Annotated in this window: 15 protein-coding genes; 8 read left to right on the top strand and 7 right to left on the bottom strand. The window is 39.4% G+C overall.

The features are described 5' to 3' along the window. Nucleotides 1-114: 114 nt before the first annotated feature. Complete coding sequence (locus JXQ92_RS17880; protein WP_421988013.1) at nt 115-1,065, top strand: tetratricopeptide repeat protein; 951 nt, start codon at nt 115-117, stop codon at nt 1,063-1,065. Here the strand turns inward: JXQ92_RS17880 and JXQ92_RS17875 are convergent. Both JXQ92_RS17875 and JXQ92_RS17870 read right to left on the bottom strand, forming a co-directional pair. Next, the gene (locus tag JXQ92_RS17875) at nt 1,048-1,443 is read right to left on the bottom strand and encodes a RidA family protein (RefSeq protein WP_421988012.1); all 396 of its coding nucleotides are present in this window, start codon (nt 1,441-1,443) and stop codon (nt 1,048-1,050) included. The two genes, JXQ92_RS17880 and JXQ92_RS17875, sit on opposite strands and share 18 nt — an antisense overlap. Nucleotides 1,444-1,447: 4 nt before the next feature. Beyond that, a complete protein-coding gene (locus tag JXQ92_RS17870; protein ID WP_421988011.1) occupies nt 1,448-1,846 on the bottom strand; it encodes a DUF4399 domain-containing protein in 399 nt (132 codons plus the stop codon). Between the two features lie 164 nt (nt 1,847-2,010). Here JXQ92_RS17870 and JXQ92_RS17865 point away from each other — a divergent pair, with 164 nt between their 5' ends. Further along, nucleotides 2,011-2,625: a TlpA family protein disulfide reductase gene (locus JXQ92_RS17865; RefSeq protein ID WP_421988010.1), complete on the top strand. Its 615-nt coding sequence runs from the start codon at nt 2,011-2,013 to the stop codon at nt 2,623-2,625. On the opposite strand, the gene JXQ92_RS17860 is transcribed toward JXQ92_RS17865, so the two are convergent. Next, complete coding sequence (locus JXQ92_RS17860; protein ID WP_421988009.1) at nt 2,622-4,031, bottom strand: alanine/glycine:cation symporter family protein; 1,410 nt, start codon at nt 4,029-4,031, stop codon at nt 2,622-2,624. The genes JXQ92_RS17865 and JXQ92_RS17860 overlap by 4 nt on opposite strands. Before the next feature lie 169 nt (nt 4,032-4,200). Here JXQ92_RS17860 and JXQ92_RS17855 point away from each other — a divergent pair, with 169 nt between their 5' ends. From JXQ92_RS17855 to JXQ92_RS17845, 3 genes are all read left to right on the top strand, one after another. Next, the gene (locus JXQ92_RS17855; RefSeq protein ID WP_421988008.1) at nt 4,201-5,208 is read left to right on the top strand and encodes a hypothetical protein; all 1,008 of its coding nucleotides are present in this window, start codon (nt 4,201-4,203) and stop codon (nt 5,206-5,208) included. Between the two features lie 63 nt (nt 5,209-5,271). After that, on the top strand, nt 5,272-5,910 hold the full coding sequence (locus tag JXQ92_RS17850; protein WP_421988007.1) for a hypothetical protein: 639 nt from the start codon (nt 5,272-5,274) through the stop codon (nt 5,908-5,910). Between the two features lie 106 nt (nt 5,911-6,016). After that, entirely contained in the window at nt 6,017-7,114 is a 1,098-nt protein-coding gene (locus JXQ92_RS17845; RefSeq protein ID WP_421988006.1) for a hypothetical protein, read from the top strand. 4 nt (nt 7,115-7,118) lie between these two features. On the opposite strand, the gene JXQ92_RS17840 is transcribed toward JXQ92_RS17845, so the two are convergent. From JXQ92_RS17840 to JXQ92_RS17830, 3 genes are all read right to left on the bottom strand, one after another. After that, nucleotides 7,119-8,144: an agmatinase family protein gene (locus tag JXQ92_RS17840; protein WP_421988005.1), complete on the bottom strand. Its 1,026-nt coding sequence runs from the start codon at nt 8,142-8,144 to the stop codon at nt 7,119-7,121. Next, nucleotides 8,141-9,421: a polyamine aminopropyltransferase gene (gene speE / locus JXQ92_RS17835; RefSeq protein WP_421988004.1), complete on the bottom strand. Its 1,281-nt coding sequence runs from the start codon at nt 9,419-9,421 to the stop codon at nt 8,141-8,143. Before speE ends, JXQ92_RS17840 begins: the two co-directional genes overlap by 4 nt. A 64-nt stretch (nt 9,422-9,485) precedes the next feature. Next, the gene (locus JXQ92_RS17830; RefSeq protein ID WP_421988003.1) at nt 9,486-9,977 is read right to left on the bottom strand and encodes a SixA phosphatase family protein; all 492 of its coding nucleotides are present in this window, start codon (nt 9,975-9,977) and stop codon (nt 9,486-9,488) included. Between the two features lie 145 nt (nt 9,978-10,122). Here JXQ92_RS17830 and topA point away from each other — a divergent pair, with 145 nt between their 5' ends. From topA to JXQ92_RS17815, 3 genes are all read left to right on the top strand, one after another. Beyond that, nucleotides 10,123-12,612, top strand: a complete 2,490-nt coding sequence (topA, locus tag JXQ92_RS17825) for a type I DNA topoisomerase (RefSeq protein ID WP_421988002.1) — start codon at nt 10,123-10,125, stop codon at nt 12,610-12,612. A 65-nt stretch (nt 12,613-12,677) separates the two neighbouring features. After that, the gene (locus JXQ92_RS17820) at nt 12,678-13,646 is read left to right on the top strand and encodes an alpha/beta hydrolase family protein (protein WP_421988001.1); all 969 of its coding nucleotides are present in this window, start codon (nt 12,678-12,680) and stop codon (nt 13,644-13,646) included. Then, entirely contained in the window at nt 13,646-14,188 is a 543-nt protein-coding gene (locus JXQ92_RS17815) for an HD domain-containing protein (protein ID WP_421988000.1), read from the top strand. Before JXQ92_RS17820 ends, JXQ92_RS17815 begins: the two co-directional genes overlap by 1 nt. 1 nt (nt 14,189) lies before the next feature. On the opposite strand, the gene JXQ92_RS17810 is transcribed toward JXQ92_RS17815, so the two are convergent. Further along, the gene (locus JXQ92_RS17810; protein WP_421987999.1) at nt 14,190-17,303 is read right to left on the bottom strand and encodes a gliding motility-associated C-terminal domain-containing protein; all 3,114 of its coding nucleotides are present in this window, start codon (nt 17,301-17,303) and stop codon (nt 14,190-14,192) included. Nucleotides 17,304-17,377: the final 74 nt, after the last annotated feature.

Raw genomic sequence — 17,377 nt, 5'->3', positions numbered from 1 at the left:
TTAGGATATAGTGAGGCAGTTTTTTTATGTCCTTACTTTCTAGACTGTGACCTTCAGATAGGAACTTAGACAACCTTTTGATAGAATAATGCATCTGATTGTAAAGCTCAAGTCATGAAACGGTCAATTATTTACATCTCCTTAGTGCTATTATCTACTTCGGGAATAGCTCAAAATCTTCAAGAAGCCATCAAACTTTATAACAACGGAGAATCAAAGTCCGCCAAAGGGATACTCCAGGAGGTAAAGTCTCGTTCAGCAGATTATGAAGAGGCGCAATATTATTTAGGAAGAATTGCCTTCGATGCCGACGACTACAGTAAAGCCATTGATCATTTCAAAACTATAATTAAACGAAACGATCAAAATTCAGATTACTTCACCTGGCTTGGCAATGCCTATGGTGTTTATGCTCAAAATTCAAGTAAGATAAGACAAGGATTTATCGCTCCAAAAATCAGAAAGAACTATGAAAAGGCAATTGCGATTGATCCTCAAAATCTTGACGCCCAAAAAGGCTTAATTCAATACTATACGCAAGCCCCATCATTTATGGGGGGTAGTGTAGACAAAGCACTTGTGACGGCTAACACGATAAAAAGCTTTAATGAAAAAGAAGGCTATCTAGCACTCTCAACTGTTTATCAAAAGAAAGAGGAATATGGTAAGGCTGAAGAGGCGCTGATTAAGCTTGTTTCACTCGATAGTCGATATGCGACTTCTCTTGGTACATTTTATCAAAATCAAAAAATGTATGATAAAGCTTTTAAGCACTTTGTGGCTTTGCAAGTTGCTCAACCTGAAAACACGAATGCGCTTTATCAATTTGGACGTACAAGTGCTTTATCAGGTGAAAAAACGGAATTAGGAATTCAATCTTTAGAACGTTATTTAACACTACCGATTCAAGAAGGTGCACCGTCTTACGCAGCAGCAAAAATGCGATTAGGCATGATCTACGAAAAAATGGGCAATAAGCCTAAAGCCAAAAAGTATTACAATGACTCCTTAAAGGATGATCCAAAAATGCAATTGGCTAAAGAAGGACTAAAAAGAATAAAGTAGCCATTTAAGCTCGGCGATACATTCAATTTCTACAAGAGCATTTAAAGGAAGCCCTGCTACAGCCACAGTGGTTCTAGCAGGCGTATGACCTTCTAACATTTCACCATAAACAATGTTCATCTTCTCGAAATTGGCCATATCACTCAGGTATACGTTGCATTTAACGATATCTTGAAGCGTTAGGCCCTGTGACTCAAGTACAGCTTTTAAGTTTCTCATTACCTGTTTAGTCTGTCCTTCAACACAGGTCTTTTCTACCCTACCCGTTTCTGGGTTAATCCCTGTTTGCCCAGAACAGAAAATTAAATTCCCTGTTCTGACAGCGGAAACATAAGGTCCGAGCGCTTTAGGCGCACCATCTGCAACTATCTTTTTCAAGAATTTATTTTACGGTTATCGTAATGGTTTTGCTCCACGCTTCACCATAAGATTGGTGAATTCCATTTGCAAATTGGAGCGTTAATGTATGCTTTCCAGGAGCCAATTCAAGTTCAGCTTCTAGTTGTCCTTTTCCATAGTGGATATGCGTACTGTTTGCTGGTACAGGATCACCTGTTTTAATGAACCCTCCGTCAATAATCATATGATGGTGTCCAGTGCCTTTTACTACTTCACCAGCTGGCTGAACTTCCATTCCACTAATACCCATTTTTACTAAAAATGGGCTATTTACTTCCTGTCCATCTTCAAGGTTCTCAAAAGACACCCCTTCTTCTTGGCCACAAGACCATACTGCCGAAATAATAATCAGGATGACAAAAAGTTTTTTAAATAATCTCATTTTACGTTTGCTCTAATAAGGTTTTCGCTTCGATACAATTTCTGTCGCGATATTCAACAATAACAAGGACAATGCATGAAGGTTTCAATTATTTTCGTTGTGTTGCTGACAAATTACTTTTCTTAAACTGAACTACTTCAGTAGATTTGATGTAACATAATGGTATGAAGAAGCCCAAAAAAGCTAAAGTGACTAAAAGAGACATTATCGAATTAACGGTAATCGTCTCCATTTTCGCTATCATTTATATTACGGGAGCACAAGCAGAGGTTTTTGGAAAAGTACAGCAGGTATTTCTTGAAACTGGCATTGTGAGTGCATCCGAGCTAGATGAAACAGCTGTCTTTAGTGCAGATTTAGACTTCAAAGTAACCGATCGTGATGGGAATATTATAGATGTGAGTACTCTTAAAGGAAAGACTATTTTTATCAATATCTGGGCAACCTGGTGCCCACCTTGTGTGGCAGAAATGCCAAGCATTAACAGTCTAAAGAAGAAACTAGTAGATTATGATAATATCGAGTACTTGATGATATCAGAGGATCGTGATATGGAAACTGCTATAAAATGGGTTGACAAAAAAGGTTTTGATCTTCCAATTCATAAAACGATTGGTAGACTACCTGACATGTACGAAACTGGCTATGTGCCTTCTACTTTTGTTATTTCTCCAAAGGGAGAAGTTGTTGTAAGACATACGGGAATGGCCAATTATAATACTAGACGTTTCCGCAAACTATTGATCAAATTATCAGAAGAAAGCCAAGAGAGTAATTAGCTCATTTCCCCACTTTTAAGTCTTTTAAAATAATCTTTAGAAGCTGCTTTCACTTTCGGTGCAAGTAATATTGCCGATAGAATTGTAGGTATCGCCATCAACGCGAAACTGCTGTCAATTAGTGTAAATACAAAGTCAAGAGATGCTACTGACCCTAGCATAATAGTACCAATGTAGATGTAGTTATAAAGCTTGCCTTTTTCAGCTCCGAACATAAATGACATACATTTTACGCCATAATATGAGTATGAGAGCAAAGTAGATATCGCAAAAATCATAATACATAGGCCAAGTAAATATCCTCCTGCCCCACCTGGAATAGCCAAGTTAAAAGCTTCAAGAGTTACAGGTATTCCCTCTACACCTTTTCCTAAATATGGTTCATAAACTCCCGTACTTAGGATTACTAAAGCAGTAAGCGTACATACAATTAAAGTATCAATAGCAGGCCCGAGCATGGCAACAAGACCCTCTCTAACTGGTTCGTCTGTTTTAGTGTCTCCATGAACCATTGGTGCTGTACCAATTCCAGCTTCATTTGAGAAAGCCGCTCTTCGAGCACCTTGTATAATAATAGCACCTAAACCACCACCAAGAATAGCATTTCCTGTAAATGCTTCTTCAATGATAGAACCGAAAATACCGGGAATTGCCGCAATGTTTTGAAGCAAAATAAAAATTACTAAAATGAAGTAAATCACTACCATGGCTGGCACTAACTTGGAAGCTACCTTACTAATCTTTTTAATTCCTCCGAAGATCACGGTAGAAACTAATACCATCAGCACTAAGCCAGTAATAAGTGAAGCATAAGAAATATTAGCCCCTAAGAACGAAAATGAAGACGCTGTGTCGTAACCCACAGCTGGCCCTAAAATGGTGTTTAAAGCAGCAGTCAATTGATTGGCTTGAAAAATCGGCAAAGCCCCTACTAGCGCGAAAATACAGAAGAAAACAGCTAAGGGTTTCCACTTTTGTCCCAGCCCTTCAGTAATAACATACATCGGTCCACCACGTACTTCACCATCAGAATCTTTACCACGGTACATTACAGCCAGTGTACATGTAAAGTATTTTGTCGCAATTCCGAAGAATGCGGAGACCCACATCCAGAAAATAGCACCTGGACCACCAGCGGTAATGGCCACCGCAACACCACTTATATTGCCCATACCAACTGTAGAGGCTATGGCCGTAGAAAGTGCTTCATAGTGGCTTATTTGACCCTCTTTATCATCTTCGTCGTATTTACCACGCAATACATTAATGGCATGTCGGAAATAAAGAAAAGGGGTGAACTTTGAGTAAACCATAAAGAACAGTCCTCCTCCCATCACTAAGATGAGCAATGGTATGCCCCAAATCCAATTACTAAAATCCCGTACTGCGGTTTCTATAACTTCCAATGTAACCTCGTTTTAATTCAGCACGCATAATAGTGCTTATGAAGCCGTCATACAAACGGAATGATATAATTGTGCCTATACCCTATGCGATTAGTAGACTTCTTATGTAGAACGGTAAGTGGTCCGACTTTTTTAGTCCAGATTGGCGTTAAACTTCAGGCGAAGTTTAATGTCTGGCACACTAAAACCCTATAAAAAGAGTAAAAGAAATGCATTCGAATTGCGTTACTATAAGCGAACACACAGTTATACCATAGCTAACCTTAAGAATATTTCATTGAAAAAGAGAATCGGTAATTTCCTTACACTAGTCATCTTTTTGGCATCTATTTCAGCTTGCAGTTCTGATGACCCACCTCAAACGGAACTCGTCTTTAGGGGCGATTTGTTTTTAAATACTCAGGAAGCACTAGACGATTTTATCGTGGAAGGTTATACCACTGTAATCGGTGATGTTAGAATTGGTTCAAACGATGGCCAGGAATCGAATATTACGGTGATTAACCCAGCGAGTCTTACAAACATTCAAGGAATATTAGAAATAGCCAATACCAACTTAGTAGAATTGAATGGACTTAATCAATTACAAGAAATTAGTGGCTCGCTTTTCATTCATGACAACCCCCTACTCATAAACTTCGATGGCCTTGAAAACCTTAAGAGCTTAAATGCACTATCAATAGCGCGCAACGCTGAACTACAAAACTTCAATACACTTTCACAACTCACCGCGCTTTCCACAGTTGAAGTGACAGATAACACTAAACTGATTAGTCTTATTGGTTTGAGTAATGTCAATACCATTTCTGCTAACCTTATTATTAATGGTAACCCATTTCTAGGTAGCCTTGGGGGCCTAATCTCTTTACAAAGTGTCAACGGCTTCCTTAGCATTACGGGAACAAACATTGAATCATTAACAGGCCTTGAAAGCTTGACTACGGTTGCTTGGGCACAAATTCATTCAAATACAATTCTTATGAGTTTAGATGGGCTCGTAAACTTAGATGAGATTACCGGAGAATTATCTATTCGAGACAATGCATTCTTGGACGACTTTTGTCAACTACAAGAATTTGTAGAAGCCGAAGGAACAGAATTACCAATCGTAATTGCCGATAATGCCGAGAACCCTACCCTACAGGAAATTATTGACGAAGACTGTGATAACGATTAGAGAGATCTGTTGAAAATTCTATTTTCCTTATTGTCATAACTAATTAATTAGTTTATTTATGATATGAAGAAGAAACTACTAATTATCCTTCCTGCTTTCATCATTTGTTTTGTGCTGATCGTTTCTCAAGCCAAGGAACCCATCTCAAAATCCATTCAACGTGCGTACAGTGATGCCAATTTCGATATCGATGTCGATCAAATACTTCAAAAATTCAAAAAGACATTAGTTTCTAATCAGGTTTTGACAAAGGAAGAACTCAATAGCACAACTGCTATCTACGATAAACTATCAGCCATTGAAGAATCCGTAAACCCCTTAGACCTTGGCATTCAGGGTGTAATAGACAAAAACCCTTTCGAAGAATTCATCTCCAATATTGATATCCTCTCACTCAATGAAGCTTCGCAGGTGAATATTGCCCTGTTTACCTATTACCAACTATTCTCTTCTAATTTTTCCAAGTTCGAACTGATACTTACAGAGAAAAGGCTCTTAGAATTTAAAGGAGATAATGTTCCGATCAATAGTCTAGAGGCTGTTTTATTCGAAGAAATAGAAAGATTGGCTTATAGAAATGTAACGACTAAGAATACACGAATTGTAATTAAAGCAGAGCCAGGAACACCCAACGAATTCGTCACGTTCATTCTTAAGCAACTAGCACAAATGGGATTGAGCGGTTTTACTTTCGGTAGATAGCTTCTAGAAAGAAATTCCCCTCATAAGATATTATCTTATTTCTGGTGTAATTATTGTTTCGTAAGCCGATTATAAAACCTAGATTAAATCAAATATTATTGAAATAATGAAATCAACCTTCAAGTATTCAGCCTGCATATTGTTTTTAGCCCTGTTATTAAACAGCTGTTCTAACAACGACTCAAATCCAACCATTGAAGAAAGTATTTATCTAACTAGTCAAGAAGAAGTTGACGCTTTTGGTATGAATGGATACCAAATCATTAAAGGAAATCTGGCCATTGAGTCGATAAGTACTGATGATCCAATTACAGACTTAAGTCCATTGGCTGATTTAATATCGGTTGACTTGGACATAACAATTAAGAGTAGTTCCATTACTTCATTGACAGGGCTTAATAAGCTTGAGGAAATATTAGGAGATTTTAGAATTGAAGACAATAACCTATTATCAAACCTTGAAGGCTTAGGAAGTTTACGATCTATTGGTGGTGATTTTAGAATCTTTAACAATCAAAGCCTCATAGCCACTAACGGCATCAATGAATTAAGTGTAGTTGAAGGTATTTTAGATATCTCTTTTAATCCCCTACTGTCAAACCTAACTGGTTTTGAAAGTGTAAACAGTTTATCAGAGCTAAGAGTATATTCTAACATAGGGCTTATGAGCTTAGATGGTTTTGAGCGTCTAAATGAGCTAGGTTTTGGTGTTTTCATTAACCAAAACCCAGCTTTAGAGAGTATTTCGGGACTTTCTGGTATAAATTCATTAAAAAGGCTAGTTATTCAAGCAAACGAAAAACTTAGTAGTTTGGACGGCCTTCAGGGAATCACTGAACTTGAATCTTTAGATATTGCGCTAATACCTATTACCGACCTCAGTGGCTTGGAAAACCTTAGAAGTGTGAGTACCGAATTGGTGATTGGGCTCGCTTCTAACCTCAGAAACTTGGACGGACTTAATAATGTCAATACGGTTGAAGATTTAGTAATCTCCTCAAATGAGAATTTGGAAAATATAGATGCCTTGCAAAGTTTAAATAGTTCTAGTAGAGTAGTTTTTATAAACAATCCACTGCTGAGTGACTTCTGCGTTATTTCTGATCTTATTAATAATCAAGATTTTGTTGGTGAGTTTTTGACAAGAGAAAACGCGTTCAACCCGAATAAAGAAGACTTAGGTTCTGGAAACTGTAGAGACTAATGGTCTAGTGAAATAGGTTTACAAGATTGTATAAGGCTCTCGCGCCCACATTAGCATCCCATTCATTAGTACCTGGTGATACTTCTGTTAGATCTGCTCCTACGATTTTTCGACCGCTCTCCTTTATTTTCATGAATAAAAAATTGACTTGATCTAGCTCAAAACCGCCCGGTACTGGTGTACCCGTATTTGGACACAGCTTTGGATCAAGACCATCAATATCGAATGAGATATAGACCTTTTGAGGCAAAGCAGCCACAATTTCATTGCATTGCTTTTCCCAGTTAATCCCTTGATAATGTGCTGCTTTAAGGTGCTGATCGTAAAAACTAACAACGCGTCCATTACTTGCCGTAACAACATCAGCTTCTTCCTTACAATAATCACGAATACCGACTTGTACTAAATGAGTTATTGCCTCATTCTGAATCACATTTCGCATTATGCTAGCATGAGAATATTTAAAACCCTCGTAAGCATTTCTTAAATCTGCATGAGCGTCTATTTGCAATACGCCAATACTCCCCTCGCGCGCTGCACAAGCCTGAATATGCCCAAGAGGTGTACTATGATCGCCCCCCAATAAAACAGTCATTTTACCCTGCTTATGCCAGTAATTAGACTCTTGCTCTACATAAGTCATTAATTGATCACATTCTCGATTGATCTCATCCAATATATTTTTCATATCAGACTCCAAATCAGAGGTACTTCCATTTTCTAACCAAGTAATGTACTGCTCAGCTTTTGGCCTTAGTGTCTTTGCCAGTGAATACCAAACATCTGGGATTTCGGCCATAGCCACTCCCAACTTCCAAGCGTCAGGAATATCAGGGATTTCATAATCAATTTGTGATGATGCGGCCAAAATTGCCATGGGCGCATGAGCGGTGCCTGAACCATAAGAAACAGTGACATCCCATGGAACAGGAATTACTACTACTTTGGCGTTGTCAGTATTGAACGGAAGTCCAAAGAGCGTTCCTTTTACACCAACACCATTCGGGTTGAAACCATCTATTGCGCTCATTGATCAATCATTTGTTTCACAAAGTTAGGCAAAGCAAATGCGGCCGAATGAACATCTTCATTATAGTAGTTTAAACCATTCTTTTCTGCAAATTCCTTGCTCTTATTTAAATCGAACCCTTTCAATGGGTGCGACGCTCCTTTTGTGCTATAGGAGAAAGACCACATTCCAGTTGGGTAGGTAGGAATATAAGCCAAATAACAGTGAACTTTATCCAATCCAAAAATCGATCGATATACCTGATAAACTTCTTTAAAGACTTTATTATTAAATCTTGGGGATTCACTTTGGGTAACCATTACGCCATTCGGAGATAATATTCTATATACCTCTTTATAAAAGTCGATGGAGAACAAACCTTCCGCTGGTCCAACAGGATCGGTTGAGTCGACAATCACAACATCGAAACTACCATCAGGTGCTTCATTTACATATTTAATCCCATCATCCACAATAAGGTCAAGTCTTGGATCATCTAAGGCCGAAGCAATGTTTGGCAGGTGAAGCTTGCAAGCCTCTATCACCTTTTCGTCAATTTCTACCATCACCACCTCTTCCAAATCGGTATGCCTTAATATCTCTCGAGCAGTTCCGCCATCTCCTCCTCCAATGATCAGTACGCGCTTAGGATTTGGATGTGTTAGTACAGGCACATGCGCTATCATTTCATGATAGACGTACTCATCTTTCTCCGTAGTCATAACCATCCCATCCAAGGTTAGCATATTACCGTAGGCCTGTGTTTCGTAAACTTCTACACGCTGAAAGGCCGATTGCTGATCGTATAACTTGCCATTGTGTTTCATGGAAAGTGCAATCTTATCATCACGTTCGGTAAACCATACATCTCTTGTACGAATAGGCTCGCCAGCATCAGTACTCTTTTCGTCTCTTAATTGATGAATATCGAAATCCTTCTTGGATAGAAGTGCCAGTTCACCTCGTTTCAACTCAACAGCGGAACCGTGAGCTGCTTTAAAGGCTTCTTTTAAATATTGATAAGAAACCCAAGGATCAACAGATTCGCCACAAGTAAATAAATCTACCGAAGCATACCCGTATTCCGGCCATGTGTGAATAGCCAAATGACTTTCTTCTATAACCACTACTCCAGACACTCCATAAGGAGAAAAGTGATGGAATGTGGAGTTAATGATAGTAGCCCCTGCTTCAACAGCGGCTCCCTCCATACTCTTTTCAATATGAGTTACATCGTTCAGAGCTTCTGGAGCACAGTCATAATACTCCACAATGATATGTCTACCTAATGACGCCATGCGCCAAAATTAATATCATTTTCCTGAATGACTCTTCATTAAAAAGAGAAAAATTTCCAAGACTTCATCGGCTCATACCCGGGTAATAGTAATCCTTTTCAATGCCAACGTTAGAAGATGTATGTTTCCAATCGTCTACGGTTAATTCTAACCATGCGCAAGTACCTGGGTAGAAATCTTTAAAATCCATGGTCAGATAAGAGTAGACTTGTGCGATAGCTGGATTATGCGCTACAATGGCAATTGTTTTAAATAATGGGTCGATTCTTTTCAAAAAAGCCTTCATCAAATTTTCTGTGGCTTCATATAGCTCTTCTGCATCCATAATTCTTGGCTCATATTCTAGCTGCTCGTTGACAAGTGCACAAGTAGTAAGCGTTCTTGTGGCAGGACTTACATAAAAAGCATCGAGCCTTAAAGGCAGAGCATTTACATATTCGCCCAATATTGTCGCCTGACTCCTACCTTTTGTAGTAAGTTTTCTTTGGAAGTCTTTTTCTTGACTTGAACCAAATCCGGCTTCGGCATGCCGAATCAAAAGGATGTTTTTGACCATAGTATTGATATTTTGATTGATGCTATGACAACGAGAAATAATCTTTTTTGATATATCCTGAACAAAGTCGTTTAAATCTTCATTTGTTTTTTTGAAAGTTTTATGCGCATCTTTGGGCGCACTGAGTGTAAATAAACAGTTAAGTATGTCGAAAAACCTTGTAATAGTTGAGTCTCCCGCTAAAGCGAAAACGATTGAAGGATATTTGGGTAAAGATTTCAAGGTGGTCTCCAGTTATGGCCACATTAGAGATTTACCTAAAGGAGATAAGGCTATCGACATAGAAAACAACTTCAAACCTACTTATGAAGTTACTGCTGATAAGAAAGAGGTTATCAAGGGCCTTAGGAAATTATCCAAATCAGCAGAAACAATTTACCTCGCGAGTGATGATGACCGTGAAGGAGAAGCCATCAGTTGGCATTTGAAAGAAGCTTTAAAACTAGACCCTGCCCACACCAAGCGGATCGTTTTTAGAGAAATTACCAAGTCAGCGATTCAAGCGGCCATGTCCAGTCCTCGCGATATTGATGTGGATTTGGTTAACGCACAACAAGCGCGAAGAATCCTAGATAGGCTTGTTGGGTATGAACTTTCTCCTGTCTTATGGAAGAAAATAAAAAGAGGGTTATCCGCAGGTAGAGTACAATCTGTAGCGGTTAGACTCGTCGTTGAAAAAGAAAGAGAAGTCGATCAATTCGATACACAATCTTTTTTCAAGATTAGCGCAATATTCAATGTCGAAGGCAGAGAATTGAAAGCAGAACTACCCAAAAGATTCAACACACAGGAAGATGCTAGAGAATTCTTGGACAACTGTGTGAACGCTGAGTTCACGATTGAGAACCTCGAGAAAAAACCTGCAAAAAGATCACCTGCTGCTCCTTTTACTACATCTACCTTACAACAGGAAGCCAGTAGAAAACTTGGCTATTCTGTGGTCCAAACCATGACGGTAGCACAAAAGCTTTATGAAGCAGGTAAAATCTCGTACATGAGAACAGACTCCTTGAATCTATCGGATGAAGCCATTAAAGGAGCGGTTAACGAGATAAAATCATCTTTCGGTGAAGAATTTGTCAAAACAAGAAAGTTTAAAACGAAATCAAAATCTGCTCAAGAGGCTCACGAAGCGATTAGACCTACGAATTTTTCTCAGCGCACTGCTGGAAAAGACTATAATGAGCAGCGCCTTTACGAACTCATTTGGAAAAGAGCGGTGGCTTCTCAAATGGCCGAGGCCCAATTAGAAAAGACTATTGTTACGATTGACATCTCAGGTAACGAACAAAAATTAATCGCTCAAGGTGAAGTGATCAAATTTGAAGGTTTCTTGAAAGTTTATATCGAATCTACCGATGATGATGATTCTAATGAAGAAGCGAAAGGCATCCTTCCTCCCCTTAACATAGGTCAGTCTTTATCTCTAGATCATATCAAAGCGCGACAAGGGTTTTCAAGACCTCCGGCCAGATATACTGAAGCGAGTTTGGTAAAGAAACTTGAAGAAATGGGCATCGGAAGACCATCTACCTATGCTCCAACTATTTCTACGGTTCAAAAAAGAGATTATGTACTCAAAGAGAACCGTGAAGGTGTTGAACGCAAATATGCTGAGCTGACATTACAACATAATGTGATTGCCGAAGAAACAAAAACTGAGATTACCGGAGCTGAAAAAGCCAAACTTTTCCCTACCAACATTGCCATGGTGGTGAATGATTTCCTTGTCGAACATTTTCCAAATGTGATTGACTTTTCTTTTACAGCACAGGTAGAAGAACAGTTCGACAATATTGCTGGAGGTGGTCAGGAATGGGAGAAAATGATTAAAAACTTCTACGGAGGTTTTCATGAAAAAGTAGAAGCAACTGAGCAAATAAGCCGTAGCGAAGTAGGTTCTAGTCGTGAAGTGGGTATTGACCCGGAAAGTGGTAAGCCAGTGATAGCCCGATTGGGTAAATTTGGGCCTTTAGTTCAAATTGGCGAAACAGATCCTGACGATCCAGAGAACAAACCTCAATTCGCGAGCCTAAAAACTGGTCAGTTTATTGAAAACATTACGCTAGAAGATGCCCTTGAGCTTTTCAAACTTCCACGAGAAGTAGGACACTACAACGACAAAGAAATCATTGTAGCAATTGGTCGTTTTGGACCTTACATTAAGTACGATGAAAAGTTCGTATCCCTGCCAAAAAGCGCCGACCCATTGAGCATTACCGAGGAAGAATCGATAGTGCTTATTAAAGAAAAAGAGGCGGCAGACGCTCCTATTTACATATATGATGATAAGCCCGTTCAAAAAGGTAAAGGTCGTTTTGGGCCTTTTATCAAATGGAATAACATGTTCATTAATGTGAACAAAAAGTATGATTGGGATAATCTTTCAGACGCCGATATCGTCCAGCTTATTGAAGACAAAATTCAGAAGGAGAAGGATAAACTTATCCACCACTGGGAAGCGGAAGGCATCAGAGTTGAAAAAGCCCGCTGGGGAAGACATCATGTAATTCAGGGTAAGTTTAAAGTTGAATTAGCAAAGACTGTCGATGTTACAGATATGACTCTGGAAGAGGCTCAAGCCTTAATCGAAAAGAATAAACCCACTAAAAAGAAGGCTAAAAAGAAAAAGTAGCCTTACACCCTATTCCACTTTTCATTGTTAACACTGATTTTAGTAAATTTCAGTAACCATTAGCTATGAAACACATTCTACTGATTTGCCTGATATGCTTTGCGAGTTCCTCGTTTAGTATTGCCCAAAATTTTAAGGAAGAAGAAGTACTCATCGATGTTGAAAATGGATCGTTGGGTGGTGTAGTCATGTACCCTGACACCAAGAAAAAAACACCAGCCGTATTAATTATTCAAGGCTCAGGCCCAACTGACAAAGACGGTAATTCTGCAGCATTACCTGGAAAGAACAATTCCTTAAAAATGCTTGCAGAAGCGCTAGCAGAATCCGGAATAGCTAGCTTAAGGTTCGATAAACGTGGTATGGGCATGAGTCAATCCGCAGCGATTGCCGAAGCAGACCTTACTTTTGACATTTTTGTAGAAGATGCTAAAACATGGCTAAAGTCTCTTTTGAATAACAAGAAATTTACTAAAGTAGGTGTAATTGGTCATAGTCAAGGATCATTGATCGGCATGCTCATTTCTCGTGATGAAGATGTTTCAGCTTTCGCCTCTTTAGCAGGCCCATCTCTTAACATTTCTGAAACCATAATGTCACAATTAAAGGCCAACCCCAACAACCCTGAGAGCATAATTAAAGAAGCAGAAGACATTATGTCTTCCATTCGAAAAGGTGAGGCAGTTGAAAATGTTCCGAGCTATTTTGCCAGTCTTTTCCGTCCAAGTATTCAACCATTTATGCGAGCTTGGATGAAATACGATCCACTATCAACTTTCAAAAAACTAAGCATCCCTTCTATTGTCGTTAATGGAACTACCGATTTTCAGGTAACGATGGAAGATGCGAATAGACTATACAAAGCGAATCCGAAGTCTAAGCAGTTCATTATCGATGGCATGAATCATGTATTGAAGAACGCACCTGCCGATCGGCAACAAAATTTAGCGACCTACGGAAACCCTGATTTACCCTTAAATCCAGATTTCAGAATGCTCATTAAAAATTTCTTCGAGCAAAACCTTAAGAAGTAATGACCAGAGAAGAATCTAGAGAAATTCTAAGTTCAATGACCAAGGGCGCTAGCTTACTAAGACATGCCCGAACGGTAGAAATTGTGATGGAGGCCTATGGCAAACATTTCGGTGAAAATGCAGATGAATGGGCTATAACGGGACTTTTGCATGATGCCGATTATGAGGCTTACCCAGAAGAACACCCAAACAGGATAGTAAAAATGCTACAAGAAAAGGGTGAAGACAAAATAGCACATGCAATATCAGCTCACTACACCAAATGGGGCGTTAGCTATGATACGAAATTGGATAAGGCTTTATTGGCTTGTGATGAGCTGACTGGTTTTATTGTAGCGTGTTGTCAAGTAAGACCAGATGGAATTGTTGGTTTAACCCCTAAATCTGTTAAAAAGAAGCTAAAAAGTAGAGGCTTTGCGGCGAAAGTAGAAAGAGATGAAATTCAATCAGGAGTTGATTTACTGGAAGTAGATTTAACGGAACATATTCAGTTTATTATTGATGTTTTAGCGGCACATAAGACTGAACTCGAAATAGGATAGCCTAATAAATTACGCTTATCCTGCCCCTCACTCGCTCACTAAATGGGTTCCCATTGAATTCGGCCTGATAGCTCGCTGCATAAGAATACGTTCCCGAAGGCACTTTTTTACCTTCAAATGTCCCATCCCATTGTTCGTTGATATCATTGGTGCTGAAGATAACCGTACCCCATTGATTGTAAACAACCATATTGAAATCAATTGAGCAGTTAAAAACCGCACCGAATGTATCATTAATCATGTCATTATTGGGTGAAAATGCGGTTGGAAAGCGCACTAAAGGACGAATATTAGTAACATCAGCAGTAACCGACAGATCACATCCATTGGCATCAACAATGGTTACTTCATAGGTGCCTGCACTCAACAGATCAATAGACGATTGTAGATTGTTAGGACGAATCTGCCAATTAAAAGTATATGGTGCAGTACCCCCAGAAACGGCTATACTCAACATGCCATCGGATTCACCCGGGCAAGCTTGTTTTTCCTCAAAAATTGCTACAAGCTCACTCGGTTCGTCGATAGAAAAATTAACTAAAGTTTCACAATCATTCGCATCAAGCACTTGAACTGAGTAATTGCCTTCCGGCAAATCACCAATTTCATTTAAGGTTGTAGACCGCCCATCACTCCAATTAAAGCGAAAAGGCGCTGTTCCTCCTATTACATTCGCAATTGCCTTTCCGCTTGAACCATTACAAACTGCAGGTATTGCATTAATAGTAGCTTGTAGAAGATCAGGCGATGTTATGGTAATGGATTCTTCCAATGTACAATTCAGCGCATCAGTAATAGTAAAACTATATATACCCGTTGATAAGTTACCTAAACGTGTTCCCGAAGCACCATGACCCCAAATGACAGTATAGGGTGCTAAACCTCCATCAATACTCAATTCTGTCTTACCATCTGATTCTCCAAAACAAGAAACAGATGTTTCTATGGAAGTAAATGAAATAGGCTGCAGAACAGTCACAAGCAAGTCTTGAGATACGCCATCACATTGGGAGTTTACTGTGGTGGTTTCGTAAAAACGTAAAGTATGTTGCCCCAAAGAGCTCCACGTAACCCGCACTTCATTGGTACCTTGTCCATCTACTATAGCACCTCCTACAGCTTCCCAAGTATAGGACGATCCTGTGGACTGAGGTGTCCAATACCGTACCTCTCGTACATCGTCAGAACACAACTGATTTGGTCCAAAAGGCGCAAGTGGTTCCAGTGTTTCGTTAAGAAGAATATCATAAGTAACCGTATCGCTCAAACAACCATTCGGCGAGCGAGCTACCACCTGCACTTGTGGATTATTGTCATCAACATTCCAGTCTATAACAACTTGATTACCATATCGTAACCCATCTATAGTTCCACCATTAACAAACCATTCATAGGTATAGCCAGGAAGTATACCATCAGCTTCAAAAACAATGTCTTGTGCACTCGGACAAATAGATATTGGGCCCAAAATTCTTTCAATTCCATCGGGAATAACATTCACTGTTCTCCTGACAATCAGGTTACTACATTGACTGGTTTCTTTAGAAGCGATCATGTCAATGACATATTCTCCCGGTTCAGCAAATTCATGAGTGACGTCATCGCCAAAAAGAATTGTACCATCGCTTATTTCCCACCTAAAACTGGTATAGGTCTCCTTTAAAATGGAAATGTCGGAAGTGACCTTCATACTGACTAAAGATGCCTCGCAAATTGATTCATTTACGACACCCAACTGTTCATCGTTTATCAGCACTTCAAATTCGCCAAGATTACCGCCAACTGCATAACCAAACGATTCGGATTCTCCGAAACCATAAACATGGGCAACAACGCCATTGGTGCTCTTAAGCGACCTTGACCCTTTGTTTGTTTCTATCGTTGCTTGCGATAATTCAGGCTTACCGGGTATCGGGCTAAATTGACTCGAAATATCCACTCCTTCAAAGCTCACTTGCAGATTAGAAGTTTCGGAAACCATATTCACAAAATACTTACTCGTTCGATCGGTTGAAGCCACATAAAAGACAATGTCCTTTATGATTTGATTAGAAGGACTCAAAACAATCATAAACGGATCTGCAAGATTGTTCCCACGATCAGCTGCATCGCATTCCTTGCCCCTGCTTAAATGTAAAACCGATATCCTCTTATTCGCTTCAATTGCAGTTGGAACGGCTGTCTTAAATACCCAGCGCTCCCCTTTATCCAGCACGCGCGAGCCATTCGTCGTTGAAATACTAGTATTGTTTTCAGCGGCGAGAATTTGAACAACATCTCCTCCGGTTCTCGTTGCAAACGGCACTACTGCATAGGATTTACCCCAATCTCCTGTCGGGTAAAGCTGGTGATATAAATGGTCAGCAGATTGGCAATCATCAACTAAAGTGTTTACATGGCCTGAAAACACAGCAATCGGTTTGCAGAAAATATCTGGATCATCATTGACCACATCTACCGAAGTTCCTGATAAGTTGTCATTAGCAAAATACAATACCTGATCGCCTAAAAAGAGCGTATCCCTAAACGATACATTTCTTCTGTGAATTACATCGCCATCTGTATTGAGAATATCAGCGCTTGGCAGCATTTCGTAAATGGTAGAATCAGCCGTAGCCACCAAAACAATCTCATTTTGAGTTACACCAGGCAGAAAAAAGTCATTATTGTAGGCATTAATTAAGTAATTCTCTCCCAAAGAGTTAACTGGCAATACCATAGTACCATCGGACGTTGCCTGATCTTGATTAAAGGCAAAAACACTCACTGGATCATTCGTTCGAATTCGTATTGATATTTTTTCGTTCTCGTGGGTTCCAGAAGGTTCAAATTCTTCTGGTATTTCAATTTCATGGATTGAATTGGCACCAATGGTAAAAGGTCTTGAGAAGCTAGTTCCACTAATCTCCGCTCTACCTTGAGTAGCGATTTTACTACTAATAATTATGGTGTTTTTATTTGGGTTGTCTACTGCCCCATTTACCATAAAGCCAACATAAAACTCCCTTCCTTCAGTTGTACCGGTTTGCGCCTGGCTCGTATAGGCCATAAAGCACATGCTCCATAAAAAGAGCTTGATTGATACAAGAATAGAACGGCTTGTTTTGAGTGTCATTGGCTTATTCCTCAAAATACGCCCTTAGTGAGAGACAAAGAAGGTTTTCTGCCTTTTTAACTTCTATAAAAGCT

The sequence above is a fragment of the Roseivirga sp. genome, assembly GCF_049099775.1.
Taxonomy (GTDB): domain Bacteria; phylum Bacteroidota; class Bacteroidia; order Cytophagales; family Cyclobacteriaceae; genus Roseivirga.
This window is presented reverse-complemented; position numbering and strand designations above follow the sequence as displayed.

Excerpts from the sequence above, each read along its gene's own strand:
- JXQ92_RS17880 (WP_421988013.1), top strand. The coding sequence starts at position 115 with ATGAAACGGTCAATTATTTACATCTCCTTAGTGCTATTATCTACTTCG.
- JXQ92_RS17870 (WP_421988011.1), bottom strand. The coding sequence starts at position 1,846 with ATGAGATTATTTAAAAAACTTTTTGTCATCCTGATTATTATTTCGGCA.
- JXQ92_RS17865 (WP_421988010.1), top strand. The coding sequence starts at position 2,011 with ATGAAGAAGCCCAAAAAAGCTAAAGTGACTAAAAGAGACATTATCGAA.
- JXQ92_RS17855 (WP_421988008.1), top strand. The coding sequence starts at position 4,201 with ATGTCTGGCACACTAAAACCCTATAAAAAGAGTAAAAGAAATGCATTC.
- JXQ92_RS17850 (WP_421988007.1), top strand. The coding sequence starts at position 5,272 with ATGAAGAAGAAACTACTAATTATCCTTCCTGCTTTCATCATTTGTTTT.
- JXQ92_RS17845 (WP_421988006.1), top strand. The coding sequence starts at position 6,017 with ATGAAATCAACCTTCAAGTATTCAGCCTGCATATTGTTTTTAGCCCTG.
- JXQ92_RS17840 (WP_421988005.1), bottom strand. The coding sequence starts at position 8,144 with ATGAGCGCAATAGATGGTTTCAACCCGAATGGTGTTGGTGTAAAAGGA.
- speE (WP_421988004.1), bottom strand. The coding sequence starts at position 9,421 with ATGGCGTCATTAGGTAGACATATCATTGTGGAGTATTATGACTGTGCT.
- JXQ92_RS17830 (WP_421988003.1), bottom strand. The coding sequence starts at position 9,977 with ATGGTCAAAAACATCCTTTTGATTCGGCATGCCGAAGCCGGATTTGGT.
- topA (WP_421988002.1), top strand. The coding sequence starts at position 10,123 with ATGTCGAAAAACCTTGTAATAGTTGAGTCTCCCGCTAAAGCGAAAACG.
- JXQ92_RS17820 (WP_421988001.1), top strand. The coding sequence starts at position 12,678 with ATGAAACACATTCTACTGATTTGCCTGATATGCTTTGCGAGTTCCTCG.
- JXQ92_RS17815 (WP_421988000.1), top strand. The coding sequence starts at position 13,646 with ATGACCAGAGAAGAATCTAGAGAAATTCTAAGTTCAATGACCAAGGGC.
- JXQ92_RS17810 (WP_421987999.1), bottom strand. The coding sequence starts at position 17,303 with ATGACACTCAAAACAAGCCGTTCTATTCTTGTATCAATCAAGCTCTTT.